The 23,609-nt window shown below is 71.0% G+C and carries 23 protein-coding genes; 11 read left to right on the top strand and 12 right to left on the bottom strand.

The genetic code is table 11. From position 1 onward, the window contains the following. Positions 1-30 precede the first annotated feature (30 nt). From ACFVYF_RS20900 to ACFVYF_RS20870, 7 genes are all read right to left on the bottom strand, one after another. Positions 31-1,011, bottom strand: a complete 981-nt coding sequence (locus ACFVYF_RS20900; RefSeq protein WP_383279353.1) for a tetratricopeptide repeat protein — start codon at positions 1,009-1,011, stop codon at positions 31-33. A 153-nt stretch (positions 1,012-1,164) separates the two neighbouring features. Further along, positions 1,165-2,436 carry an HD-GYP domain-containing protein gene (locus ACFVYF_RS20895; RefSeq protein WP_389457336.1) on the bottom strand — a complete coding sequence of 424 codons (1,272 nt, stop codon included), beginning with the start codon at positions 2,434-2,436 and terminating at the stop codon, positions 1,165-1,167. Further along, the gene (locus ACFVYF_RS20890; RefSeq protein ID WP_389457334.1) at positions 2,433-3,812 is read right to left on the bottom strand and encodes an HD-GYP domain-containing protein; all 1,380 of its coding nucleotides are present in this window, start codon (positions 3,810-3,812) and stop codon (positions 2,433-2,435) included. Before ACFVYF_RS20890 ends, ACFVYF_RS20895 begins: the two co-directional genes overlap by 4 nt. Before the next feature lie 196 nt (positions 3,813-4,008). Beyond that, positions 4,009-4,311: a mycothiol system anti-sigma-R factor gene (gene rsrA / locus ACFVYF_RS20885; protein ID WP_383279345.1), complete on the bottom strand. Its 303-nt coding sequence runs from the start codon at positions 4,309-4,311 to the stop codon at positions 4,009-4,011. Further along, on the bottom strand, positions 4,308-5,000 hold the full coding sequence (gene sigR, locus ACFVYF_RS20880; protein WP_389457332.1) for an RNA polymerase sigma factor SigR: 693 nt from the start codon (positions 4,998-5,000) through the stop codon (positions 4,308-4,310). Before sigR ends, rsrA begins: the two co-directional genes overlap by 4 nt. Positions 5,001-5,295: 295 nt before the next feature. Continuing rightward, positions 5,296-5,922: an alpha/beta family hydrolase gene (locus tag ACFVYF_RS20875; protein WP_389457330.1), complete on the bottom strand. Its 627-nt coding sequence runs from the start codon at positions 5,920-5,922 to the stop codon at positions 5,296-5,298. A gap of 1 nt (position 5,923) precedes the next feature. Further along, positions 5,924-6,742, bottom strand: a complete 819-nt coding sequence (locus ACFVYF_RS20870; protein WP_389457328.1) for an SOS response-associated peptidase — start codon at positions 6,740-6,742, stop codon at positions 5,924-5,926. 50 nt (positions 6,743-6,792) lie between these two features. Here ACFVYF_RS20870 and ACFVYF_RS20865 point away from each other — a divergent pair, with 50 nt between their 5' ends. From ACFVYF_RS20865 to ACFVYF_RS20850, 4 genes are all read left to right on the top strand, one after another. Next, the gene (locus ACFVYF_RS20865) at positions 6,793-7,515 is read left to right on the top strand and encodes a M50 family metallopeptidase (protein ID WP_389457326.1); all 723 of its coding nucleotides are present in this window, start codon (positions 6,793-6,795) and stop codon (positions 7,513-7,515) included. 144 nt (positions 7,516-7,659) lie between these two features. Further along, positions 7,660-9,000, top strand: a complete 1,341-nt coding sequence (gene aroA, locus ACFVYF_RS20860) for a 3-phosphoshikimate 1-carboxyvinyltransferase (protein WP_389457324.1) — start codon at positions 7,660-7,662, stop codon at positions 8,998-9,000. 16 nt (positions 9,001-9,016) lie between these two features. Next, a complete protein-coding gene (rsgA, locus tag ACFVYF_RS20855) occupies positions 9,017-10,027 on the top strand; it encodes a ribosome small subunit-dependent GTPase A (RefSeq protein ID WP_389457322.1) in 1,011 nt (336 codons plus the stop codon). 198 nt (positions 10,028-10,225) lie between these two features. Beyond that, the gene (locus tag ACFVYF_RS20850; protein WP_383279324.1) at positions 10,226-10,549 is read left to right on the top strand and encodes a DMT family transporter; all 324 of its coding nucleotides are present in this window, start codon (positions 10,226-10,228) and stop codon (positions 10,547-10,549) included. Positions 10,550-10,571: 22 nt separating this feature from the next. Here ACFVYF_RS20850 and ACFVYF_RS20845 read toward each other — a convergent pair whose 3' ends face one another. Genes ACFVYF_RS20845 through ACFVYF_RS20835 form a run of 3 tightly spaced genes read right to left on the bottom strand, consistent with a single transcriptional unit; the run spans position 10,572 to position 14,295 of the window. Beyond that, positions 10,572-12,374, bottom strand: coding sequence for a dipeptide ABC transporter ATP-binding protein (locus ACFVYF_RS20845; protein WP_389457320.1), 1,803 nt, complete (start codon positions 12,372-12,374; stop codon positions 10,572-10,574). After that, positions 12,371-13,312 (bottom strand): ABC transporter permease, encoded by a 942-nt coding sequence (locus ACFVYF_RS20840; protein ID WP_389457318.1) that lies wholly within the window; start codon positions 13,310-13,312, stop codon positions 12,371-12,373. The genes ACFVYF_RS20845 and ACFVYF_RS20840 overlap by 4 nt, the downstream gene beginning before the upstream one ends. Further along, positions 13,309-14,295, bottom strand: a complete 987-nt coding sequence (locus ACFVYF_RS20835; RefSeq protein WP_389457316.1) for an ABC transporter permease — start codon at positions 14,293-14,295, stop codon at positions 13,309-13,311. The genes ACFVYF_RS20840 and ACFVYF_RS20835 overlap by 4 nt, the downstream gene beginning before the upstream one ends. A gap of 268 nt (positions 14,296-14,563) precedes the next feature. Here ACFVYF_RS20835 and ACFVYF_RS20830 point away from each other — a divergent pair, with 268 nt between their 5' ends. Then, positions 14,564-16,252, top strand: a complete 1,689-nt coding sequence (locus tag ACFVYF_RS20830; RefSeq protein ID WP_389457315.1) for an ABC transporter family substrate-binding protein — start codon at positions 14,564-14,566, stop codon at positions 16,250-16,252. On the opposite strand, the gene ACFVYF_RS20825 is transcribed toward ACFVYF_RS20830, so the two are convergent. Next, the gene (locus ACFVYF_RS20825; protein WP_389457313.1) at positions 16,242-16,865 is read right to left on the bottom strand and encodes a TetR/AcrR family transcriptional regulator; all 624 of its coding nucleotides are present in this window, start codon (positions 16,863-16,865) and stop codon (positions 16,242-16,244) included. The two genes, ACFVYF_RS20830 and ACFVYF_RS20825, sit on opposite strands and share 11 nt — an antisense overlap. Positions 16,866-17,030: 165 nt before the next feature. Between ACFVYF_RS20825 and hisN the strand changes: the two genes are divergently transcribed. Both hisN and ACFVYF_RS20815 read left to right on the top strand, forming a co-directional pair. After that, on the top strand, positions 17,031-17,831 hold the full coding sequence (gene hisN / locus ACFVYF_RS20820) for a histidinol-phosphatase (RefSeq protein ID WP_383279306.1): 801 nt from the start codon (positions 17,031-17,033) through the stop codon (positions 17,829-17,831). A gap of 228 nt (positions 17,832-18,059) precedes the next feature. Continuing rightward, the gene (locus ACFVYF_RS20815; protein WP_389457311.1) at positions 18,060-18,452 is read left to right on the top strand and encodes a cyclic nucleotide-binding/CBS domain-containing protein; all 393 of its coding nucleotides are present in this window, start codon (positions 18,060-18,062) and stop codon (positions 18,450-18,452) included. A gap of 118 nt (positions 18,453-18,570) precedes the next feature. On the opposite strand, the gene ACFVYF_RS20810 is transcribed toward ACFVYF_RS20815, so the two are convergent. Then, positions 18,571-20,049, bottom strand: coding sequence for a catalase (locus tag ACFVYF_RS20810; RefSeq protein ID WP_389457310.1), 1,479 nt, complete (start codon positions 20,047-20,049; stop codon positions 18,571-18,573). Positions 20,050-20,174: 125 nt separating this feature from the next. On the opposite strand from ACFVYF_RS20810, the gene ACFVYF_RS20805 reads away from it, so the two are divergent. The 4 genes from ACFVYF_RS20805 to ACFVYF_RS20790 all read left to right on the top strand — a co-directional run bounded on the left by ACFVYF_RS20805 (position 20,175) and on the right by ACFVYF_RS20790 (position 23,507). Next, positions 20,175-20,591, top strand: coding sequence for a Fur family transcriptional regulator (locus tag ACFVYF_RS20805; protein WP_389457308.1), 417 nt, complete (start codon positions 20,175-20,177; stop codon positions 20,589-20,591). A 140-nt stretch (positions 20,592-20,731) separates the two neighbouring features. Then, positions 20,732-21,499: an ABC transporter ATP-binding protein gene (locus tag ACFVYF_RS20800; protein ID WP_389457306.1), complete on the top strand. Its 768-nt coding sequence runs from the start codon at positions 20,732-20,734 to the stop codon at positions 21,497-21,499. Beyond that, positions 21,496-22,359, top strand: coding sequence for an ABC transporter permease (locus ACFVYF_RS20795; protein ID WP_389457304.1), 864 nt, complete (start codon positions 21,496-21,498; stop codon positions 22,357-22,359). Before ACFVYF_RS20800 ends, ACFVYF_RS20795 begins: the two co-directional genes overlap by 4 nt. Further along, a complete protein-coding gene (locus ACFVYF_RS20790; RefSeq protein ID WP_389457303.1) occupies positions 22,356-23,507 on the top strand; it encodes an ABC transporter substrate-binding protein in 1,152 nt (383 codons plus the stop codon). Before ACFVYF_RS20795 ends, ACFVYF_RS20790 begins: the two co-directional genes overlap by 4 nt. Positions 23,508-23,609 lie beyond the last annotated feature (102 nt).

Below are 23,609 nucleotides of genomic sequence, written 5' to 3'. Positions count from 1 at the left end.
GCCTAAAGGGCGCTGCGGCGGACCCCTGCGCTAACAGACCTCTTCGAGGTCCCGCCAGTCCCGGGAGTCCGGGCTGTCGGCGACCCAGCCGTCGAGCAGGCCACGCACCAGAGCCGCCGGCGCAGCCAGGCCGCACTCCCGCTCGGGCACCCACAGCTGCCCGTCGGTGCGGTGGCCCAGGGGCCCGGGGTGGCCCGGCTCACTGTGGTCGTGCGGGTCCAGATGCTCGCCGTCGCCCTCGTCGGACGGCATCCGCGACTCGGAGCACATCCGGCACAGCAGCCGTACGGACGACGACCAGTCCTCGGCCGCGAAACCGGCGTCGGCGGCGAGCCGCTCCAGGGCGTCCCGGTCCTCCTCGGTGGCCGCCTCCAGGAGCACGACCCAGGTGGGGACGGGTGAGGGCGCCCACAGCTCGATCTCGTCGAAGACGGGGTAGGCGTGTCCGGCCGCGGTGGTCCTCTCGCCGTGCGGGACCCCGTCGTGCAGCACGACCTCGCCCCAGCGCCGGCCGGACGACGGCAGCGGAATCGACAGCACCTCGATCCGTGCGGGGTCCAGCCTGCGCCCCCACACGACCTCGGCCTCACCCTCGGGCGACAGCCGGACGGCAGAGCTGCCCAGGTCCATGCCGACCGGCTCGCCGGCCACCGCGGCACCGCCCGGCACCCGCAGCCCGTAGGCCTGCCAGGCGCGACGGGCCAGCGGCCAGTCCTGGAGTGCGGTGGCCGCGATGCCCACGTTCCACCAGTCAGGTGCGCCGGTCTCCCGGTCGAGCAGGGCCACGGCACGCAACCCGGCCGCGCGCGCCTGCTCCCAGTCGTGCCGGAACTTGTGCAGCAGGGCCAGGTTGAACCAGGACTCGGACAGCCAGGGCTCCAGGTCCGCGGCACGGGTCAGCAGCGCTCCCGCGTCCTCGTACCGGCCGTCGCCGATCAGCGTGAACGCGCGGTCGGTGGCCTGCCGCCATGAGGCGGAGGGCCGGTGTCGTCCCTTGCCGAAGATCCTCACGATTCCCGCCTGCCAGTTCCTTGCGATTCCCGCCTGCCGGTCCCTTGAAGAGTCCCCTGGAGACAGCGCAGCCCCGGGCTGGCCCGTGCCCCCGAACACCCTCTTCCTCGCATCCAACCACGTACCGTCGGACGGGCGCTCATTACCCATGGGTTACCCAGCCTGGGGCAAGGTCAGACCCGGTCGGGACAGCACCCTGGCCAGCGACTCCACGACCTCGGGCTGATAGTCGCGGGCCGTCGCCAGGCGCAGCTGCTCCAGGGCGGTCAGCGGCCCTGTGGGCCCTGCTTCCCTGGCCATCTCCTCGTATGCGTTCACGGCCCGGACGATCCGCGCGCTGACGGGCTGCTCCCGGTACGGGTCGGCCTGCCGCTCCACGACCACGGCGACCTCGGCGTCCACCCCGGTCTGGCGGACGACGGCACCGCCCAGGAGAGCTATCCGCCGTTGCTCGTCGGTGGGGAGGGCGGCGGTCGCCCCGGCCGGCACCGGGTCGACGAGGCTGAGCTGTCCGATGTCGTGCATCAGGGCCGCGTACTCCAGAACGGTCAGGTCGGGCTCGGAGAGCCCGAGCTCCCGGCCGACGGCCCGGCTGAGCACCGCCACCCGCCGGGCGTGCCCGGCCGGCGTGTAGCCGGCGATCTCGGTCGCACGGGCCAGGGAGGCGATGGTCTGCCGGTAGGTGGTCCGCACGGCGGCATACCGGCGGAAGGACATCTGGGTGAGCAGCAGCGGCAGCGAGAAGACGGGCAGCGCCCACAGGCCCACCACCGCCACCGCGAGGGACATCACGGCTCCGGTCGCGCACACCGCGGAGCCGACGCCGAGCATCGCCCGCAGCTCGTCGCGCAGGACCGGTCCGAAGGGCCAGCGCGTCCGGGAGTGCGCCATCACCGCCGCGAGCACGGCGTCGCACAGCGCGGTGAGCACCAGCAGGGCGACCAGGAGCACGGCGTACGCGGGGCCGTTCCACTCCAGCAGCCTGCCCTGGTTGTAGAGGGGCTGGAAGCAGACGGCGGTGAAGGCGACGGTCAGGACGCGCCGGGCGAGATGGTCGAGGGTGGGTCCCCGTCCCCGCGCGACATGCGGCACGGAGCCGACGAGGACGGCCGCGACCACCACGGCGACGACCTGGAGCACCCCGTGGTGCGTGGGGTGGCCCGCGTTCTCGCCGAGCAGGGCGTACGCCAGGGCCCCGGCGGCCCCGAGCGGCGCGGACTCCCGCTCCTCGGTCCCGCTCCAGCGGGCGAGCTCGCCCACGGCGACGAGCGCCCCGAAGGCGAGGGCGACGCCCCGCTCGTCGAGGCCCTGCCAGAGGGTGCCGGCCAGTGCGACGACGGCGAGAAGTGCGGCCGAACCGTGGACGAGGGAGAGGGCGAAGGGGGGCCGCGCCGGCCGCGGGAGGCCCGCCCCGACGGCGCTCACGACGTTCTCCGGCCGGCGGTGTCGCGCCGGCCCTCCCACTGACCGGCCAGGGGCGCGGCGGGTGCCTGCGCTCCGTCGCGCAGGGCCGGCAGGCTGCCCGGCGGCTCGTCCGCGGTGACCGCCGGATGCCAGCCGTGCCGGCCCAGCGCCCGCACCAGGGCGGTCACCATCTGCGGGTCGAACTGTGCCCCCGAGCAGCGTTCGAGTTCCTCCAGGGCCACCGGCACGGGACGGGCCCGCCGGTAGGACCGCGTGGACGTCATCGCGTCGAAGGCGTCGGCCACGGCGACCACCCGGGCGAACTCCGGGATCTGCCGCCCGATCAGCCCGTACGGGTATCCGCTCCCGTCCAGCCGCTCGTGGTGGTGCAGGATCGCCGACCGCGCCTCCCCGAGGAAGCCGATCCCGCGGACCATCTCGTGGCCGTACTCGGGATGCAGCTCGATGATCCGCCGCTCGTCCGGGGTGAGCGGGCCGTCCTTCCTCAACAACCGTGTGGGGACGCCGAGTTTGCCCACGTCGTGCAGGATTCCGGCGAACCGCAGCACCTCGGCGCGCTCGTCGTCCATGCCCAGTTCCCGGGCGATCATCATGGACGCCTGCCCGACCCGCTCGCTGTGACCGCGGGTGTAGCCGTCCTTGATGTCGACGGCCTGCACCAGGGCGCGGATGGTGGCCTGGTGGGCGGCCCGCTCACGGTGGTACTGGGCGAACACCCAGCAGGAGACGTACATCGGCAGCAGGACGAGCAGGGCCGCGACCGGGCCGTACGGGCTGCGCCACAGCACGGCCATCATCAGCCCGGCCAGTCCGTGCACGGTCACGGGCGCGAGGGAGCGCAGGAACAGTCCGCGCCAGGCGGTGCGCACCGGCACCCGCTCGGCGGTGGCCAGGATCCCGCCGTCGAGGACGGTCAGGACCAGGCAGAACGCCAGCACCGCGAGACCGGCGGGCCAGAGTGCGTACGGGAAGTCGGGCGCGACGACCGCGTCACGGCCGCCCAGCGCCCAGTGCACGCGGGAGGCGGCCCAGATGCCGAGGGCGAGCTGGGCGGCGCGCCAGATCCGGCGCAGCCGACGGGGCCGCTGTTCGACCCGGGAGAGGAGCGCGCCGGGCAGCGCGACGAGCGCGGCGGCCGGCGGCGGCAACAGAAAGGCCCCGGCCAGCAGCACGGGGAAGAAGGTGCCCATCCCCTTGGGGGCACGGTGGCCGACGAAGCGGCAACGGGTGATCTGCTCGCAGCCGGCGTACAGCGCGGCCAGCAGCGCGATGGCCCACCACGGTGTGCGGATCGCCGTCACGGGGGCGACAACGGCCAGGGCCGCGACGACGACACAGGCCACGTACACACGGGCCCACGCCGGAATCGACCCCATCCTCGTCCCCTCCCCCCTGTCCAGGCTTCCGGAGCCTAGAGCTGCGGGCGTGGCAGGGGGGTGGCAATGGGCGAATCCGCGGGTTCAGAGCCCGCGGATTAGCACATTCGGGTGACGGGCGGCCGGCTCCCGCGTCCCGGCCGAGGGTGCGGGACGGGCCTGCCCCCGCGAACCCGCGGAGGGTGCGTGCCGGGGTTCAGGACTCCTGCGCGGTCGCGGTCACGTCGTGCTCGGGCACCGTCTGTCCGGAACGGATCAGGTCGATGCGGCCCATGACCTTGGCGCGCAGATCGGTCGGCACGTCGTCCTGACCGCAGCAGCGCTTGACCAGCTTCTTCACGGCCTGCTCCAGGCCGTACTTCTCCAGGCACGGGGAGCACTCCTCGAAGTGCACCTCGAACTTGGTGCAGTCCGCGTCCGGCATCTCATGGTCGAGGAACTCGTAGAGATGGTCGAGGACCTCACTGCAATCCGTCTCGTGCGGCTCTCCGCAGCTCATGAGCCCGAGCCTTTCGCTTCGTTCGACTCTCCGGCGCCGGCCGGGACCAGCCCGCGGTCACGGGCGTAGTCCTCGAGCATGCCGCGCAGTTGGCGACGGCCCCGGTGCAGCCGGGACATCACCGTTCCGATGGGTGTCCCCATGATGTCCGCGATCTCCTTGTACGCAAAGCCCTCTACATCCGCGAGATAGACGGCGATGCGGAATTCCTCGGGGATCGCCTGCAGCGCCGACTTGACGTCCGAGTCGGGCAGGTGGTCGAGCGCCTGGGACTCGGCGGAGCGCAGACCGGTCGACATGTGCGACTCGGCGCGCGCCAGCTGCCAGTCCTCGATCTCCTCGGCCGCACTGCGCTGGGGCTCGCGCTGCTTCTTGCGGTACGAGTTGATGAAGGTGTTGGTCAGAATGCGGTACAGCCAGGCCTTCAGGTTGGTGCCTTCGCGGAACTGGTGGAAGGACGCGTACGCCTTCGCGTAGGTCTCCTGCACCAGGTCCTCGGCGTCGGCGGGGTTGCGCGTCATGCGCAGCGCGGCCGAGTACATCTGGTCGAGGAATTCGAGCGCGTCCCGCTCGAAGCGCGCGGTGCGCTCGGCGGAGGATTCCGTCGTCGCCTCGCTCGTGCCCTGGCCCTCGGGCTGCTCCGCCTGGCCGTGATCGGTCCCTGCGTCGGTCCCAGTGACCGGACCCACCTCCTCCAGAGTCTGGGCAGGGCCGAAACCGGTCCCACCAGAATCGGAGGATAGACGACGATCCGGTCCGCCCGCCGCCCGAATAGGGCCGGTCTTTGCCGCATGCAGAACCGACCAGTCCAGGTCAGCGGCGCTGCGACGGCTCGGGCAGATGGTCGAACCCATGCGGCGGACTTCCTCTCGTACGAACGCTCAGCACGGCCTGTGCTGTCTGATCCGCACAACATTGGTCCCCCGGCCAACATTCCCGTCGGCGGGCCGGGTGCGTCACGTCTCACCCGAGTCGCGTCACGTCTCAGCCGAGTGAGGTGAGCCACTTCGCGGTGGCGTCAGTGACGATCTTCACAGCCTCGCCCTGGTCGAGGGGCGCCTTCTTCGGTACGGCGAAGCCGTGATCGCCGTACGGCACCTCCACGAGTTCGAACGTCCCCGCCGGGAACTCCGCCGGTTTCCCGAACGGGTCGTTCCCGCCCTGCACGACCAGCGTGGGCACACCGCTGCCGAGCAGTTCGTCCGCCCGGGATTTCTCGGGCCTGCCGGGCGGGTGGAGCGGGAAGCTGAGCGCGAGGACGGCGGCGGCGCCGAGCTCGGTCGCCGTACGGCAGGCCACGCGGGCGCCCGCGCTGCGTCCGCCCGCGACCACCGGCACGCCGGACGCCGCCAGCGCCGGCCACAGGCCCCGCCATCCCACGTCCAGCGTCTTCGGCGCGGGTGCCACCTTCTTTCCCGCCACCCGCCAGGGCTGCTCGACGAGGGCCACGCTCACTCCGTGCGCGGGAAGGGCCTGCGCCAGGGCCTGGAGGTCGCGGGCCTCGATGCCACCGCCCGCGCCGTGGCTGACCGCGAGGACCAGCCGCGCCTTCTTCGCCTCGTGCCAGGTGATGCGGGCCGTACCGGCGTCCGTCTCAATGATCTCCGTCACGTCAGAAGAGTGTGCCCTCTTCGGGCCCCTCCAGCTCCTTCAGCAGCTCCGGTCCGTTGTTGCGGACGTTGCTGACGGCCGTGGAGACGGGGTAGGCGCGCATCAGTCCGGCGGGCGGTGCCGCGAGCAGTTCGCGCAGGTCGTCGACGTCGGTGCGCGCCGGGTCCAGCCAGTCGTCCCAGCGGTCCGGCGTCAGCATCAGCGGCATCCGGGGGTGGATGTCGGCGAGCGCGTGCGGCCCTTCGGCGGGAGCCACCGCGAGCGGCGAGGTCTCCGCCTCCGTGGTGATCACCGAGCAGGTCACCCACCAGGCCCGCGGGTGGTCGTCGGGGAGCGTCTTGTCGCGCCAGAACTCGTACAGGCCCGCCATCGCGAAGACCGAGCCGTCCGCCGGCGTCACGAAGTACGGCTGCTTGCGCGGCCGCTTCTTCTTGCCCTCGACCTCCAGCTCGCGCTCGGCAGGAACGGTCACCCACTCGTAATAGCCGTCCGCCGGGATGATGCACCGGCGGGCCGCGAAGGCGCGGCGGTACGAGGGCTTCTCGTGCACGGTCTCGGCGCGCGCGTTGATCATCCGGGCGCCGCCCTCGGGGGTCTTGGCCCAGGACGGGACCAGTCCCCACTTGAGGGTGCGCAGCTGGCGAACCGGCGCGGGGTCGTCGGCGTCCTTAACGGGACGGTCCAGGACCGCGTAGACCTCCTTGGTCGGAGCCACGTTGAAATCGGGTGCCAGAGCCTCCTCCTGGGGCTCCCACTTCTCGATCTCAAAGATTCCCGCGAGATCCTCGGGTCGACGACTCGCTGCATACCGTCCGCACATACGTGCCAGACTGCCAGATCCCGCGTGACGAGAGGGAGCTCCCGCCGACAATGGACAGCACCGCATCCACTTCGCTGGCCGGCCTCTGGGACCAGGTCTTCGGCGGTCAGCCGGACCCGGACCTGTGGGTGGTGATCGCCACTCTGGTCGCCGCGCTTGCGGCGATCGTCCCGCACAGCGTCTGGCGGCTCTCGCGCAACGCCATCACCATCGCCCACGAGGGCGGCCACGGCCTGGTCGCCCTGCTCACCGGCCGCAGCCTCAGCGGCATCCGGCTGCACTCCGACACCAGCGGCCTCACCGTCAGCCGCGGCAAGCCCACCGGCCTCGGCATGATCCTCACCGCGGCCGCCGGTTACACCGCGCCGCCGCTGCTCGGCCTGGGCGGCGCCGCGCTGCTGGCCGCCGGCCACATCACCGCGCTGCTGTGGCTGGCCACGGCCCTGCTGCTGGTGATGCTGGTGATGATCCGCAATGCGTACGGCGCGCTCACGGTGGTCCTCACCGGCGGCACGTTCCTGGTGGTGTCCTGGCTCGCCGGACCCCAGGTGCAGGCGGCGTTCGCGTACGCCGTGGTCTGGTTCCTGCTGCTCGGCGGTGTCCGGCCGGCCTTCGAGCTGCAGGCCAAGCGCAGCCGCGGCAACGCGGGCGACTCCGACGCGGACCAGCTGTCCCGGCTCACCCACGTGCCGGCCGGGCTGTGGCTGTTCCTCTTCCACGCGGTGTCGGTGTGCTCTCTGATAGGCGGGGGGCGCTGGCTCCTGCAGGTGTGAGGGACGGGCACGGCCCGGGCCGCCGACGCTGCGGTGCGCGGGCGCACGCGGGCGCGGACGCCTCGCACCACCGCTCTGTTTCGCTCGGATTTCGCCGCTTTTGATCAAGATCTGCGCCCATCGCCAGCCACTAAAGTAGGGCGCATGACCGTTAACCCCGCTCACACCGCCCTCTGGCCCGCCCCGCACGCGAGCGGAGCCGTCGACGCGACGGTCCACGTGCCCGGGTCGAAGTCGGTCACCAACCGTGCCCTGGTGCTTGCCGCCCTCGCCTCCGAGCCCGGCTGGCTGCGCCGCCCGCTGCGCTCCCGCGACACCCTGTTGATGGCGGGTGCCCTGCGCGCGATGGGCGTGGGCATCGAGGAGACGGTCTCCTCCAGTTCCACGGTCGCGGTCGGTTCCGACGGTTCGGGCGAGGCCTGGCGGGTCATCCCCTCCGGTCTGCAGGGCCCGGCCACGGTCGACGTGGGCAACGCCGGCACCGTGATGCGCTTCCTGCCGCCGGTCGCCGCGCTGGCCGACGGTCCCATCCGCTTCGACGGCGACCCGCGGTCGTACGAGCGTCCCCTGACCGGGGTGATCGACGCGCTGCGCGTCCTCGGCGCCCGGATCGACGACGACGGCCGTGGCGCGCTGCCGCTGACCGTGCAGGGCGGCGGCGCCCTGGACGGCGGACCGGTGGAGATCGACGCGTCGTCCTCGTCGCAGTTCGTCTCCGCGCTGCTGCTCTCCGGTCCGCGCTTCAACCAGGGGGTGGAAGTCCGGCACACCGGCTCCCGGCTTCCTTCCATGCCGCACATCCGGATGACCGTCGACATGCTGCGCGCGGTCGGCGCCCAGGTGGACACCCCCGAGTCGGGCGGTGAGCCCGATGTCTGGCGGGTCACGCCGGGCGCGCTGCTCGGCCGCGACCTGACCGTCGAGCCGGATCTCTCGAACGCCCAGCCGTTCCTGGCGGCCGCTCTGGTGACCGGCGGCAAGGTCCTCATCCCCGACTGGCCCGAGCGCACCACCCAGCCCGGCGACCGGCTGCGGGAGATCTTCACGGAGATGGGCGGTTCCTGCGAACTGACCGACCGCGGTCTGCAGTTCACCGGTTCGGGTGCGGTCCACGGGATCGATGTGGACCTGGGCGAGGTCGGCGAGCTGACCCCCGGTATCGCGGCGGTCGCCGCCCTGGCCGACTCCCCCTCCACCCTCCGGGGCGTGGCCCATCTGCGGCTGCACGAGACGGACCGCCTGGCCGCGCTCACCAAGGAGATCAACGAACTCGGCGGCGATGTCACCGAGACCGCCGACGGCCTCCACATCCGCCCCCGCCGGCTGCACGGCGGGATCTTCCACACCTACGACGACCACCGCATGGCCACCGCGGGCGCGATCATCGGCCTGGCGGTGGAGGGGATCCAGATCGAGAACGTGGCGACGACGGCGAAGACCCTGCCGGACTTCCCCGATCTGTGGACCGGAATGCTCGGGAACTGACGGGCGGACCGGGATCATGCGCCGTTACGGCAAGCACACCGACGAGGACGACATCCGCAGCCGCCCCAACCGCAAGGGCAACCGGCCGCGTACGAACATCCGCCCCAAGCACGAGGAAGCCGTCGAGGGCATGGTCGTCACCGTCGACCGGGGCCGCCTGACCTGCCTCGTCGAGGACCGCGTGGTGATGGCGATGAAGGCCCGCGAGCTGGGCCGCAAGGCCGCGGTCGTCGGCGACCGGGTCGCCATCGTCGGGGACCTCTCCGGGGAGAAGGACACCCTGGCCCGGATCGTCCGCATCGAGCCGCGCAGCTCCGTGCTGCGCCGTACGGCCGACGACGACGACCCCTATGAGCGGGTGGTCGTCGCCAACGCCGACCAGCTCGCGATCGTCACCGCCCTCGCCGACCCCGAGCCCCGCCCGCGGCTGATCGACCGCTGTCTGGTGGCCGCGTACGACGGCGGTCTCGAGCCCCTGCTGGTGCTGACCAAGTCGGACCTCGCCTCCCCGGACGAACTCCTGGAGATGTACGGGGCGTTGGGCGTCCCGTACGTCGTGACCAGCCGCCAGGAGCTGGAGAGCGGCGAGGCCGTGGACCGGGTGCGCAAGCAGCTGGACGGCAAGATCACGGCGTTCGTCGGCCACTCCGGTGTCGGCAAGACGACCCTGGTCAACGCGCTGGTGTCGCTGGAGCGGCGGCGCAGCACCGGAATCGTCAACGCCGTCACGGGCCGCGGCCGGCACACCACCACCTCGGCCCGCGCGATCCCGCTGCCCGGTGCGTCCGGCTGGGTCGTCGACACCCCGGGTGTCCGGTCCTTCGGCCTGCACCACGTGGACCCGTCCCGCGTCATCAAGGCCTTCCCGGATCTGGAGCCCGGTACCGAGGGCTGTCCGCGCGCGTGCAGTCACGACGAGCCGGACTGCGCGCTCGACCAGTGGGTGGCCGACGGTCACGCGGACCCGGCCCGGCTGTACTCCCTGCGCCGGCTGCTCAGCACGCGGGAGCGGCACGAGGGCGACTGACGGCTGGTCAGTACGCGGGAGCGGGACGCGGGCGAGGGACACGGGCGAGGGACACGGGCTGTTCCGTTCCCGGCGCGATCTCCGCGTTGTTTGCATCCCTGGCCAGTCGGTAAATGCATAATCGCACCAAGCCGGATCCGAGCCGGACGAAGCAGTCAACGGGAAGCACGTCAACGTGGAGACGCGGGAGGACAAGAGATGGCGTGGCTGCTCGTTGTTGTGGCCGGATTCCTGGAGACCGGCTTCGCCGTCTGTCTGAAGCTCTCGCACGGTTTCACCAGACTCTGGCCGACGGTCGCCTTCTGCGTCTTCGCCCTGGGCAGCTTCGGCCTGTTGACCCTGTCCCTGAAGAAGCTCGACGTCGGCCCCGCGTACGCCGTGTGGACCGGCATCGGCGCCGCGGGCACCGCGATCTACGGAATGATCTTCCTGGGCGACCTGGTCTCGGTTCTGAAGATCGTCTCCATCAGCTTTGTGATCATGGGTGTGATCGGGCTTCAACTGTCGGGCTCGGCCCACTGAGTTCCGGTCCCGGACGCCTCGCTCAGATCACCTCGCGCACCCGCGCGAAGTGGCAGGCGGCCCCGTCCCCTTCGAGGACGGGCACGTCGTGGGCGCACCGCTTGCGCTCCTCCTCGGCGAGAGAGGTGTACAGCGGGCAGCGGGCCCGGAACCGGCAGCCCTCGTAGCGCCGGGTCGGGCTCGGCGGGTCCCCGGCCAGCAGGATCCGGGTGCGCTGCCGGGCCCGCTCACGCTCCGGGTCGGGCAGCGGTACGGCGGACAGCAGGGCCTGGGTGTACGGGTGCCGGGGCCGCTCGAAGACCTCCTCGACCGGGCCCGCCTCGACGCTGCGGCCGAGGTAGACCACGCTGACGCGGTCCGCGATGTGCCGGACGACGGACAGGTCGTGGGAGACGAAGAGGTAGGCGAGCCCGAGCTCGGTCTTCAGCCGGTGCAGCAGATCGAGGACGCCGGCCTGGACGGAGACGTCGAGGGCGGACACGGGCTCGTCCAGCACGAGCAGTTCCGGTTCGACCGACAGCGCCCGGGCGATGGCGATGCGCTGGCGCTGGCCGCCGGAGAACTCGTGCGGGAAGCGTTCCGCGTGCGCCGGGTCGAGGCCGACCTGGGTGAGCAGCCCGGGGACCCGGCGGGCCACCGTGGCGCGGTCGGCGCCCTGGGTACGCAACGGTTCGCCGATGATGTCGCCGACGGGCATCCGCGGGTCGAGCGAGGCCATCGGGTCCTGGAAGACGATCCCCAGCCGACGGCGCAGCGCCCTGAGCCCGGACGTGCCGAGCGTGCCGAGGCGCTGCCCGAACAGCTCGACGGATCCGCCCTCGGGGACGGCCAGTTCGAGCAGCTCGAAGAGGGTCGTCGACTTCCCGGACCCCGACTCGCCGACGAGGGCGAGGGTCTCACCGCGCCGGATGTCGAGATCGATGCCGTCGACGGCGTACACGCTCCCGACCCGCCGTTTGAAAGCGCTGCCCTTGAGGAGGGGGTAGGTCTTGGTGAGTCCGCGGACCTTCAGCACGGGTTCGCCCGCGGGGAGTTCGGTGCGGGGCCGGGCGTCGTCCAGCCGGGGTACCGCCCCGATCAGCTTCCGCGTGTACGGCTCCCGCGGCCGGGCGAAGACCTCGTCGGCCGTGCCCGACTCGACCACCCGTCCCTCGTGCATCACGGCCACCCGGTCGGCCATCCCCGCGATGACCCCGAGGTCGTGGCTGACCAGCAGGACGGCGGCGCCGGTCTCCCGCCGGGCCGTGCGCAGCACGTCCAGCACCTGGGCCTGGATGGTGACGTCGAGGGCGGTGGTGGGCTCGTCCGCGAGGATCACGTCGGGTTCGTTGGCCATCGCCATGGCGATCATGGCGCGCTGGCGCATACCGCCGGAGAACTCGTGCGGGAAGGCCCGCGCCCGTACGGCCGGCTCGGGGATGCCGACGAGGTCGAGCAGTTCGACGGCCCGCTCCCGCGCCCGCTCCCGGGACACGTCCTGGTGGGCCCGTACGGCCTCGGCTATCTGGTCGCCGATGCGGTAGACGGGGGTGAACGCGGAGAGCGGGTCCTGGAAGACCATGGAGACGCGGCTGCCCCGGATCCGGGTCAGCTCCCGTTCGCCCGCGCCGATCAGCTCCTGCCCGTCGAGCCGGACGGATCCCCGTACGGCCGCGTTGTCGGGCAGCAGCCCGAGGACGGCGAGCGCGGTGGCCGACTTGCCCGAGCCCGACTCCCCCACCAGGCCGAGGACTTCGCCCCGGGCCAGCGAGAACCCCACGTCACGGACGGCGGGCCGGCCGTCGAAGTCGACGTCCAGACCGGCCACTTCGAGCACCGGGGTCACCGGACGGCCCCTTTCTTTCCGCGGCGGGAGGCCGGGTCCGGTTTCTTACCGCGGCGCGAGGTCGGGTCCAGGGCGTCCCGCAGCCCGTCGCCCACCAGGTTCACCGCCAGCACGAACACCACGAGCAGACCGGCCGCGTAGAAGAACATCCAGGGGTACGTCACCGCCGCGCCGGTCCCGGAGGCGATCAGGGTGCCGAGCGACACGTCGGGCGCCTGCACACCGAAGCCGAAGTACGACAGCGCGGTCTCGCTCATCACCGCGCCGCCGACCGAGATGGTCGCGTCGATGATGAGGAACGACGCCACGTTCGGCAGCACGTGCCGCCAGATGATCCGGAACGGGCCGACGCCCATGAACCGTGCCGCGCGCACGAATTCGCGCTCCTTGAGGGACAGCGTCATCGACCGCACCACCCGCGCGGTGATCATCCATCCGAAGACGGCGAGCAGTCCCACGAAGGCGAACCAGCCGCCGCTGCGCAGCCGCGGCGAGATGATCGCGATGATGAGGAAGGACGGGAAGACCAGCAGCAGGTCCACGAAGAACATCAGCAGCCGGTCGGTCCAGCCCCCGAAGTACCCGGCACAGGCGCCCACGAGCGAGGCGAGGCCGGTCGAGAACACGGCCACCAGCAGCCCGATCAGCAGGGACTTCTGCAGTCCCCGCACGGTCTGCGCGAACACGTCCTGCCCGATCCGGTTGGTCCCCCACCAGTGCTCGGCGCTCGGCCCCGACCGCAGCGCGGTGTAGTCGATGTGGCTGTACGACCAGGGAGTGACGTACGGCCCGGCGAAGGCCAGCAGGAACAGCAGCACGAGGACGGCCGCGCCGGCCAGCGCGCCGCGATTGCGTACGAAACGGCGCAGCACCACGGACCCGCGCCCCACCGGGCGTACCGCCGGTGCGACGGCCTCGACGACCGGGGTGGTGGTCATGACGCCTGCCTGATGCGCGGGTCGAGCGCGGCGTGCAGCACGTCCGCGAGGAAGCCGGACAGCAGCACGGTCACGGCGGCGAACACATTGACGGCGACGACCGAGTTGACGTCGTTCTTCCCGATCGACGACACGAACCACTCCCCCATGCCGTGCCACCCGAAGATCGTCTCCGTGAAGGTGGCCCCGGTGAACAACGCCAGGAAGCCGTACGAGAAGTAGGTCGACATCGGGATCAGCGCGGTCCGCAGCCCGTGCTTCAGCAGCACCGCCCGGCGGCCGAGCCCCTTGGCCCGCGCGGTCCGCAGATAGTCGGATCCGAGTACGTCGAGCATGGTGCTGCGCTGGTAGCGGCTGTAGCCGGCGATGGCGCCGAGGGCGATCGAGATGGTGGGCAGCAGCAGATGCACGCTGCGGTCCTTGAGGACCGTCCAGAAGCCGGAGTCCACACCGGGGCTCTTCTCGCCGGTGAACTGGATGAGATCGCTGCCGGTCTCCTGGTTGAACCAGATGGCGCCGGTCTTGAGCAGGACGGCGAGCAGGAACACCGGGGTCGACAGGAGCACGAAGGAGCCCAGGGTCAGCAGCCGGTCGGAGAGCCGGTACTGGCGTACGGCGGTCCAGGCGCCCCCGAGGACGCCGAGCACCGTGCCGGCCAGGGTGCCGATGAGCAGCAGCCGCAGGCTCACCCCGATCCGGCGGCCGAACTCGGCACCCACCGAGGTGCCGTCGATCGTCTCCCCGAGGTCCCCGTGCAGCACCCCGCCCGCCCAGTGCAGGAAGCGGCCGAGCAGCGGCTGGTGGTCGTTGACGCCGAGCGCGGTGAGGTGATGGTCCACGGCCGTGGGCGAGAGTGGGGGCTGGCGGCCCTCGTAGTACGCGCGCGGGTCGAGGGCGAGCGACGCCAGCAGATAGGAGAGGCAGACGGCCGCCAGGAGCAGTACGGCGTAATAGCCCAGGCGTCTGGCCAGGAAGGCGGCCACGGTGCTGTCCTCCCGAAGGGTCGTCGGTGTCCTCGATCAGCTTGGCCGTCTTCTGTTGCAGCCGTACGAAGAGTGCATGACAAGGCCGGAATTCGCCTCCTGCGGGCCAGGTGATCGCCGTACCGTCTGCGCAGCCCGACGCCCGCGCTTCGCGAACCGAGCCCGGGCGTCGCCACCTGACACCGAGCTTCGCGACCCGAAGCCCACCCGGGCCTCGCCACCTGACAACAAGCTTCGCGACCCGAAGCCCACCGGAGGAAGCAGAACCATGCGCAGATCCGCAGTCACCGCCCTCGCCGCAGCCCTGTCGGCCACCTTGGTGGTCGCCGGCTGCGGTTCCTCCGACGACGGCGCGGAATCCAGGAAGGCGGCCGCGCCCAAGGCCGACGGGCAGGACATCAACGTCCACCCGCTGAGCGACCTCAAGCAGGGCGGTCAGGTGAAGTTCCCGATCACCCAGTGGATCTCCCAGTACAACGCCAACACCGTGGACGGCAGCCAGGGCGACTCCTCGGACATCGCCAAGCTCCTGCTGCCCGACCTGTTCGACTCCGACGCCAAGGGCGCACATCACGCCAACCCGAACTTCCTGCTCTCCGCGAAGGTGACCTCGACCAGCCCGCAGGTCATCGAGTACGAGCTGAACCCCAAGGCGAAGTGGTCCGACGGCAAGTCGCTGAGCTGGAAGGACTTCCAGGCCCAGTGGAAGGCCCTGAACGGCACGGACAAGGACTACGAGGCCGCCGACACCTCCGGCTACGACCAGATATCCAAGGTCGAGCAGGGCAAGGACGCGCACGCCGTCAAGGTCACCTTCGACAAGCCGTACGCGGACTGGCAGCGGCTGTTCGACCCGCTGTACCCGGCGGCGTACATCGACACCCCGGAGAAGTTCAACAAAGCGTGGACCGAGAAGGTCCCGGTCACCGGAAACGCCTTCAAGATCGGCACGTACGACAAGACGGCGCAGACCATCACGGCCGTCCCCGACCCCAAGTGGTGGGGAACGAAGCCCAAGCTGGACGCGATCGTCTTCCGCGTGCTCGACTTCACGGCGCTCACGGACGCGTACCTCAACAAGGAGATCGACTTCGCGACCGCGCTGCTGCCCGAGGACTACAAGCAGCTGGTGAAGGCGCCGAACACGGACATCAGGCGCGGTGCCCGCTGGGACGAGGTGCACATCACGCTGAACGGCGGGCGCGGCCCGCTGAAGGACGTGAACGTACGCCTGGCGATCGGCGCGGCGATCGACCGCAAGGGGATCAACTCGACCTTCAGCAAGGACCTCTCCTTCGAGCTGAAGCCGCTCGACAACCACTTCTTCATGCCCAACCAGAAGGGCTACCAGGCCAATTCGGGTGAGTACGGGAAGTTCGACCCGGCCAAGGCGAAGAAGCTGCTCGACGCGGCGGGCTGGAAGGACAACGGCGAGGGCAAGCCGCGCACCAAGGGCGGAAAGCAGCTCAGCCTCGACTACGTGCTGAGCTCGGGGAGCAGCACCGCCCAGGTCGACCAGGCGCAGCTGGTCCAACAGCAGCTCGCGGTGGCCGGTGTGAAGCTGAACCTGAAGAAGGTCCCGGCGAACGACTACTTCAACAAGTTCGTCAACACCGGCAACTTCGACCTGACCAGCTTCCGCAACGTCGACGCCGTCTACCTGACCATGCTGACCCCGGTCTTCCTGCAGCCCCAGGGCAAGAACCTCTTCCAGAACTTCGGCTCGGTCGGCTCCCCGGAGATCGACACGCTGCTGAAGAAGGCCGGCCAGACCACCGACCAGGCCGAGGCGATCAAGCTCTACAACGAAGCCGACGTCAAGATCTGGAAGCTCGGCCACTCGATCGAGCTCTACCAGCGCCCGCAGATCGTCGCGGTCCAGAAGGACCTCGCGAACTACGGCGCCGAAGGCCTCGCGGACACCGACTACACCAAGGTCGGCTGGCTCAAGAAGTAGGCCCCAGGGCGCGATGCGGCGGGGTCAGCGCGGCCTTCACCAGGTCCGTGACCCCGCCGTCCCCCGGCGGCGCCGCCACGCAGGACAGCGAGAGCCGTACGACGAGTTCGCAGGAGCGGGCCAGCTCGGCCGCGTCCGTCCTGGTGGTGCCGGGACCGGACAGCGCGGCGACGGCCCGGTCGCGCACCAGCGTCACGAAGTCGGCCGGTGACGGCAGCGGCCCGTCGGCCCGACGCTGGGCCGGCACCGGGGACGAGGACCGCACCGCGGAGAGCGTCGGCGCCGGCAGCCGCTCGCTCCAGCAGCCGGTGAGCATCGCTCGTACGAGCGCGTTGTCACGGGCCGTCGCGGCGGTCCACTCGGCTGTGGCGACCAGGCGCTCACGCGGATCGGGGTGGGCGGCCAGCGCGCGCTCAACGCCCGCGAGATAGCCGTCGGCCTCCCGGCGGACCAGCGCCCGCGCGAGCCCCTCCTTGCTGCCGAACTCGTTGTAGAGCGTCTGGCGCGACACACCGGCCACGGCGGCCACGTCCACCATCCGCACGGTGGACCAGGAGCGGCGTACGAGCGCCGTGAAAGCGGCATCCAGTAGGGATTCCCGCGCTGCAGGCATCTTCGCCTCCTAGGGGCGAGCGGCTCTGCGACTCAGATTTGACGCGGGCGGGGGCACTGTCAAGGGTTCGCGGCGGTGCTGGGGGTGTGCGCCCCGTGGTCGCGCGCCGCGAAGATCTCGCGGGCCGTGTGGCCGCTGCCCGAACGCGGCAGATACGGTTCACCCATGCCCGACTATCGCGATGACCTGCGCCTCGCCCACGTCCTGGCGGATGCCGCCGACGCCGCGACGATGGACCGGTTCAAGGCGCTCGACCTGAAGGTCGAGACCAAGCCGGACATGACGCCGGTGAGCGAGGCGGACAAGGCCGCCGAGGAGCTCATCCGCGGCCATCTCAAGCGGGCGCGGCCGCGCGACGCGGTCCTCGGCGAGGAGTACGGCATCGAGGGCACGGGCCCGCGGCGCTGGGTGATCGACCCGATCGACGGCACCAAGAACTACGTCCGCGGTGTGCCCGTGTGGGCCACGCTCATCTCCCTGATGGAGGCGAGCGAGGGCGGTTACCAGCCCGTCGTCGGGGTCGTCTCGGCGCCCGCGCTCGGCCGCCGCTGGTGGGCCGCGAAGGGCCATGGCGCGTTCACCGGCCGCAGCCTCTCCGCCGCGTCCCGGCTGCGGGTCTCCCAGGTCTCCCGGATGGCCGACGCCTCGTTCGCGTACTCCTCGCTGACCGGCTGGGAGGACCAGGGGCGGCTCGACGGCTTCCTGGACCTGACGAAGGCCGTCTGGCGCACCCGCGGGTACGGCGACTTCTGGCCGTACATGATGGTGGCCGAGGGCTCGGTGGACATCTGTGCCGAGCCGGAGCTGTCGCTCTGGGACATGGCGGCGAACGCGATCGTCGTGACCGAGGCGGGCGGCTCCTTCACCGGCCTCGACGGCCGCCCGGGCCCGCACAGCGGCAACGCGGCCGCGTCGAACGGCATCCTCCACGACGAGCTGCTCGGCTATCTGAACCAGCGGTACTGACCCGGCCGCCGGCCGCACCGGTCCAGGGGTACCGACCCGGCCACCGGCCGCACCCGTCCAGGGGTACCCACCGGCCGCCGGCCGCACCGGTGATGCCCGGGCGCCCCTGAACTCACCTCACGCGCCCCCTTGTTGACCCTCCCTTTAACTGCCACCCTGAGAGTCCCCCCACTTGTGAACTTGTGAATCGCTTCTCTTGGCGCTTCACCAAGGAGGTGGCTCCATCCCATGCTCGTCCGCGACGCCATGAGCACGGTGGTCCTCACCATCGGCCCGGCACACACCCTCCGCCAGGCGGCCCGGCTGATGTCGGCGCGCCGCGTCGGCGCGGCCGTCGTCCTCGACGAGGAGTCCAGCGGCCTCGGCATCCTGACCGAGCGCGACATCCTCAACTCGCTGGCCCTGGGCCAGAATCCGGACAGTGAGACCGCAGGCGCCCACACCACCACCGATGTCGTGTTCGCCGCCCCGGCCTGGACCCTGGAGGACGCGGCGGCCGCCATGACGCACGGCGGCTTCCGGCATCTGATCGTGCTCGACGCGAGCGGTCCGGTCGGGATCGTCTCGGTCCGCGACATCATCCGCTGCTGGGCTCCGGTCCGTCAGCACGCACCGGCCTGACGGGCTGACACGCCACGGCGCCTGTGCGGACGAGTCCGCACAGGCGCCGTATCAGACCGCAACCATCAATTGAGGAACCCCCACGGCGAGCAATCACGTCCGCGAGAGCGGCGCCGGTTCAGGCGCGAAGGGGGCGCAGGGCCTGGACCGCGGCTTCCAGCCGCTTGCCGAAGTCGGCGTCCGCCTGGCGGAAGTTGTTGATCGCGCGCTCGGCGATGTCGTCGCGCGAGACCTGGGAGATGAAGCCCGCGAGGTTGTCGACCAGGCGGCCCTTCTCGTCCTCGGACAGCAGCCGGTAGAGGTTGCCCGCCTGGACGAAGTCGTTGTCCTCGGCGTGCACGGGAGCCTCGCTGTTGCCCGTGACACCGGTGACCGGCGTCGGCTGCCACAGCGGCCGGTCCGTCTGGAAGGGCCCGCCGAAGCTGTTCGGCTCGTAGTTCTTCGCGCCGTTGTGCCGGCCGTCGTAGAGAGCGCCGTCACGCGAGTTGGTGCGCGCCTCGGTGGCGTGCGGGCGGTTCACCGGCAGGTGGTCGGCGTTGATGCCGACGCGGTAGCGGTGCGCGTCCCCGTAGGCGAAGAGGCGGCCCTGGAGCATCTTGTCCGGGGAGGGACCGATGCCCGGGACGAAGTGGGCCGGGCTGAAGATCGACTGCTCGACCTCGGCGAAGATGTTCTGCGGGTTGCGGTTGAGCTCCAGCCTGCCGATCTCGACCGGCGGGTAGTCCTCGTGCGGCCAGACCTTGGTGAGGTCGAACGGGTTGAAGCGGTACGTGGCCGCGTCGGCCGCCGGCATGATCTGCACCTGCACGGTCCAGGACGGGAAGTCACCGCGCTCGATCGACTCCCGCAGATCCCGCTGGTGCGAGTCGGGGTCGAGACCGGAGACGTTGACGGCCTCTTCGGTCGTCAGGTTCTTGATGCCCTGGTCGGTCTTGAAGTGGTACTTGACCCAGAAGACCTCGCCGGCCTCGTTGTTCCACTGGTAGGTGTGCGAGCCGTACCCGTTCATGTGGCGGTACGAGGCCGGGATGCCGCGGTCGCCGAAGAGCCAGGTCACCTGGTGGGTGGACTCGGGGCTGAGCCCCCAGAAGTCCCAGACGTTGTCCGCCTCCTGCGAGCCGGTGTACGGGTCGCGCTTCTGGGTGTGGATGAAGTCGGGGAACTTGATGGCGTCCTTGATGAAGAACACCGGGGTGTTGTTGCCGACGAGGTCGTAGTTGCCGTCCTCGGTGTAGAACTTCAGCGCGAAGCCGCGGGGGTCGCGCACGGCGTCGGCGGAGCCGAGGTTGCCGGCGACCGTCGAGAACCGCAGGAAGGTCTCGGTCTGCTTGCCGACCTCGGAGAGGAACTTCGCGCGGGTCCACTGCGAGACGTCACGGGTCAGCGTGAAGGTGCCGTACGCGGCGGCGCCCCGGGCGTGGACGACGCGCTCCGGGATCCGCTCACGGTTGAAGTGCGCGAGCTTCTCCAGGAGCAGCTGGTCCTGGACGAGGACGGGCCCGCCGACGCCCGCGGTCTCGCTGTTCTGATTGTCGGCCACCGGCGCGCCGGCCTCCGTCGTAAGCGGTCCCTGCGTCACGTGCGCCTCCTGCGTCATTCCTGCCAGTCCTGTCCACGGGCCAATCCCAGGATCGATCCTACATTGGACTTTGTCCAAGTCAAGTGAGGTTCCAAAGTCACACCCATTCGGGAACTGGTCCCCTTGCTGTTAAGCTGGGTCGCATGAGTGACCTGTTGGAACGTCTGCGCGGCCGCGGATGGCGGATGACCTCGCAGCGCCGTGTCGTGGCCGAGGTCCTCGACGGCGATCACGTGCACCTGACGGCCGACGAGGTGCACGCCCGCGCCGTCGTGAAGCTGCCCGAGATCTCCCGGGCGACCGTCTACAACACCCTGGGCGAGCTGGTCTCGCTCGGCGAGGTGCTGGAAGTCGCCACCGACAAGCGCGCCAAGCGCTACGACCCGAACGCGCACCGGCCGCACCACCACCTGGTCTGCGCCCAGTGCGGCGCGATCCGTGACGTGCACCCGAGCGGCAATCCGCTCGCCGACCTCCCGGACTCCGAGCGCTTCGGCTTCGAGGTGTCCGACGTCGAGGTCACCTACCGCGGCGTCTGCCCGAACTGCGCGGCCGCCTGACACCGCCCTCCGAGCCCTCGAAAGCCCCGCCACCTCCAGGTGCCGGGGCTTTCTGTTGCGTACGGACTTCCCGAATCTGACGGGCCGTCATATGGTCGGCGGCACCCACCAGTCCGTACCGCACTCCGCGAGGAGACCCCGTGGGAGACCCGCACCCGAAACTCAGCGCCCTCGACCTGACCCGCACCTTCGGCCGGGGCTCCCGGGCGGTGGACGCCCTGGGCCCGCTCGGCCTGACCGTCGCCCCCGGCGAGTTCGTCTGCATCGTCGGCCCCTCCGGCTGCGGAAAGTCCACGCTTCTGCGCATCGCCGCGGGCCTGCTCCGGCCCACCTCGGGGCGGCTGGAGATCCGCGCCCACGGTCCCCGCCCGGCCGCCATGATCTTCCAGGACTACGGCATCTACGACTGGAAGACCGTCCAGGCCAACGTCCGCTTCGGCCTGGACATCCAGCGCGTCCCGCGCCGCGCGGCCGACGCCCGCGCGGCCGACTGGCTGGCCCGCATGGGCCTGGCCGACTTCGCCGACGCCTACCCGGCGACGCTCTCCGGCGGGATGCGCCAACGGGTGGCGATCGCCCGCGCGCTGGCGGTCGAGCCCGAAATCCTGCTGATGGACGAGCCGTTCGCCGCACTGGACGCCCAGCTGCGCACCATCCTCCAGGACGAACTCCTCGACCTCACCCAGGCGACCCGCACCACCACCCTCTTCATCACGCACAGCCTGGAAGAGGCGATCGTCCTCGGCGACCGCGTCCTGGTGATGTCCGCCCGCCCGGGCCGCATCATCGCCGAACACCGCCCGCCCTTCCCCCGTCCCCGCACCGGCGACGTCCGCGCGACCCCCGAATTCACGGCCCTGAAGAGCCAGTTGTGGGACCTGCTGCGCAAGGAGGCGGTGCCGGCATGACGACGGTCGTCGACTCCCCGGGCGAATCGGTCCTGGTCCGCCGCCCGGGCCCCCAGGAGCTGAACCCCGTACGCACCCACCGCCGGCGCCGCACGCTCGAACTCGCCCTCGCGATCGCGGTCCCGCTGGCCCTGGTCCTGCTGTGGCAACTGGCGGCGACCCTGGCCTGGATCGACGACCGCGTCTACCCGGCGCCGTCCACGATCCTCGTCGACGGCTGGGGCCGGGCCGCGGCCGGCGACCTGTGGCCGGATGTCCGGGCCACCCTCCAACGCGTCCTCGCCGGGTACGCGGTCGGCACGGCCGCCGGTTACGTCCTGGGCCTGCTGATGGGATCCCTTGCCCTCGTACGGGCCGCACTGGAGCCCCTGCTCGACGCCCTGTACGTCGTGCCGAAGCTCGCGCTGCTGCCGGTGTTCCTGAACATGTTCGGCCTGGGCGAGGGCCCGCAGATCGCCCTGGTCGCGGCCACGGTGTTCTTCTTCGTGTGGATCTCCACGATGTCCGCCGTGGTCGCGATACCCGAGGGGTACCGCGAGGCGGGACAGGTCTTCGGGGCCTCCCCCTGGCAGATGTTCCGGCATGTGCTGCTCCCCGCCTCGCTCCCCGCGGTCCTGGTCGGCGCCCGGATCGCGGCGGGCGTGGCCGTCCTCGTGATCGTCGCCTCGGAGCAGATCGCGGCCACCAACGGCCTGGGGCATCTGATCTTCGACTCCCGCGCGCTCTTCCAGAACGACGTGATGTTCGTCGGGATCGTCTGTGTCGCCGCGCTCGGGGTCGTCTTCTCCGAACTGGTGCGCATCATCGGCCGGTTGCTCACCCCATGGGCGCCGAGGGACCGGGGACGGGGACAGTCATGAGACGTGTGTACGGCAATGTGGTGCTGCTGGTCGCGGGGGCGCTGCTCGCTTCGGCGGGCTGCTCGCGGCAGGACTCGGGGAGTTCGGGAGCGGACGACGGTCCGGCCGCGCCGCGCGCCGTCGAGGCGGTGTCCGGCTGCGGCACGTCCGCGTGGACCGACCCGGCCGACCTCTCTTCGGACCGCAAGCCGGCCCGCTGCTCTCCCGGGGCCCCGGCACCGCACCCCCTCGCCGAGTCCCGCAAGCTGACCATCGCCACGGGCACGCTGAGCGCCGAGTATGTGGCACCCCTCCAAGTAGCCGTGGACAAGGGCGAGTTCAAGAAGGAGGGCCTGGACGTCGCCCTCAAGGTGCTGCCCACGCCCGACGCCCTTCCGCTGCTGGCCAAGGGCGACATCGACGCCCTGTGGGCCGCCCCCGAGGCCGCCGTGATGAACGGCGTCAACGGCGGTTTCGACATCAAGTGGGTCGCGGGCAACTTCTCGCCGGACCCCGCGTCGAAGAGCGGCCTGTGGGTGCGGCTGAAGGACGGCGAGAAGCCGGCGGACGTCCGGATGGCCGGCCGCAGGATGGGCACGATGATCGGCAAGGGGTCCGTGATCGCGTACCCGATGGAGAAGGCCCTGGCCCGGCACGGCGGCGGTCTGGAGAAGATCCAGTTCCAGCAACTGGGCTCCGCCGACGTCCTCACCGCCCTCCAGAACGGCGGAGTCGACTCGGCCTGGCTGCTCGATCCGGTCTGGCGCAAGGTCGACGGCGACTCCCGGTTCGCCTTCCTGGGCGGCCAGCCCGCCGGTGAGCCACTGGGCGGGATGCTCTACGGCCGTACGCTCCTGCACGACGACGTGGACGCGGGGGTCGCGCTCCTGCGCGCATACATCCGCACGGTCAACACGTACTTCGCCGGCGACTACAAGAAGGACGAGACCTTCGTCACATCCCTGGCGAAGCTCCTGAAAACGGACCCCTCCGTCCTCCGTTCCACCCCGTCCCTCCGCATGGACTGGGAGATCCGCGCCGGCACCACGGACCGCCTCCAGTCCGCGTACCGCGCGGCGGGCGTCTCCGAGGGGGCTCCGGTCCCGGAGTCGAAGGCGGTGGACCGCTCGCTGTACGCGGAGGCGGTGGGCCACCGGTCATCGACATAGCGATACGGCGATACGGCAATACGGCGGATACGGCGATACGGCACCTGAAGGCCGCCTGTACGGCGCTACGGCGACCTGGTGTCACGCGGATACACCGAAGGC

Origin of the sequence: Streptomyces sp. NPDC058274, assembly GCF_042881375.1 — a bacterium.
GTDB lineage: Bacteria > Actinomycetota > Actinomycetes > Streptomycetales > Streptomycetaceae > Streptomyces.
Note: the sequence above shows the minus strand (reverse complement) of the source record. Positions and strands in the feature narration are given on the sequence as shown.

Bases quoted from the DNA above. Each gene is read 5' to 3' on its own strand.
- ACFVYF_RS20890 (WP_389457334.1), bottom strand. From the start codon at position 3,812: ATGGGGTCGATTCCGGCGTGGGCCCGTGTGTACGTGGCCTGTGTCGTC.
- ACFVYF_RS20870 (WP_389457328.1), bottom strand. From the start codon at position 6,742: ATGTGCGGACGGTATGCAGCGAGTCGTCGACCCGAGGATCTCGCGGGA.
- hisN (WP_383279306.1), top strand. From the start codon at position 17,031: ATGCCCGACTATCGCGATGACCTGCGCCTCGCCCACGTCCTGGCGGAT.
- aroA (WP_389457324.1), top strand. From the start codon at position 7,660: ATGACCGTTAACCCCGCTCACACCGCCCTCTGGCCCGCCCCGCACGCG.
- ACFVYF_RS20790 (WP_389457303.1), top strand. From the start codon at position 22,356: ATGAGACGTGTGTACGGCAATGTGGTGCTGCTGGTCGCGGGGGCGCTG.
- ACFVYF_RS20825 (WP_389457313.1), bottom strand. From the start codon at position 16,865: ATGCCTGCAGCGCGGGAATCCCTACTGGATGCCGCTTTCACGGCGCTC.
- ACFVYF_RS20830 (WP_389457315.1), top strand. From the start codon at position 14,564: ATGCGCAGATCCGCAGTCACCGCCCTCGCCGCAGCCCTGTCGGCCACC.
- ACFVYF_RS20865 (WP_389457326.1), top strand. From the start codon at position 6,793: ATGGACAGCACCGCATCCACTTCGCTGGCCGGCCTCTGGGACCAGGTC.
- ACFVYF_RS20795 (WP_389457304.1), top strand. From the start codon at position 21,496: ATGACGACGGTCGTCGACTCCCCGGGCGAATCGGTCCTGGTCCGCCGC.
- ACFVYF_RS20840 (WP_389457318.1), bottom strand. From the start codon at position 13,312: ATGACCACCACCCCGGTCGTCGAGGCCGTCGCACCGGCGGTACGCCCG.
- rsgA (WP_389457322.1), top strand. From the start codon at position 9,017: ATGCGCCGTTACGGCAAGCACACCGACGAGGACGACATCCGCAGCCGC.
- ACFVYF_RS20805 (WP_389457308.1), top strand. From the start codon at position 20,175: ATGAGTGACCTGTTGGAACGTCTGCGCGGCCGCGGATGGCGGATGACC.
- ACFVYF_RS20810 (WP_389457310.1), bottom strand. From the start codon at position 20,049: ATGACGCAGGAGGCGCACGTGACGCAGGGACCGCTTACGACGGAGGCC.
- ACFVYF_RS20815 (WP_389457311.1), top strand. From the start codon at position 18,060: ATGCTCGTCCGCGACGCCATGAGCACGGTGGTCCTCACCATCGGCCCG.
- rsrA (WP_383279345.1), bottom strand. From the start codon at position 4,311: ATGAGCTGCGGAGAGCCGCACGAGACGGATTGCAGTGAGGTCCTCGAC.
- ACFVYF_RS20850 (WP_383279324.1), top strand. From the start codon at position 10,226: ATGGCGTGGCTGCTCGTTGTTGTGGCCGGATTCCTGGAGACCGGCTTC.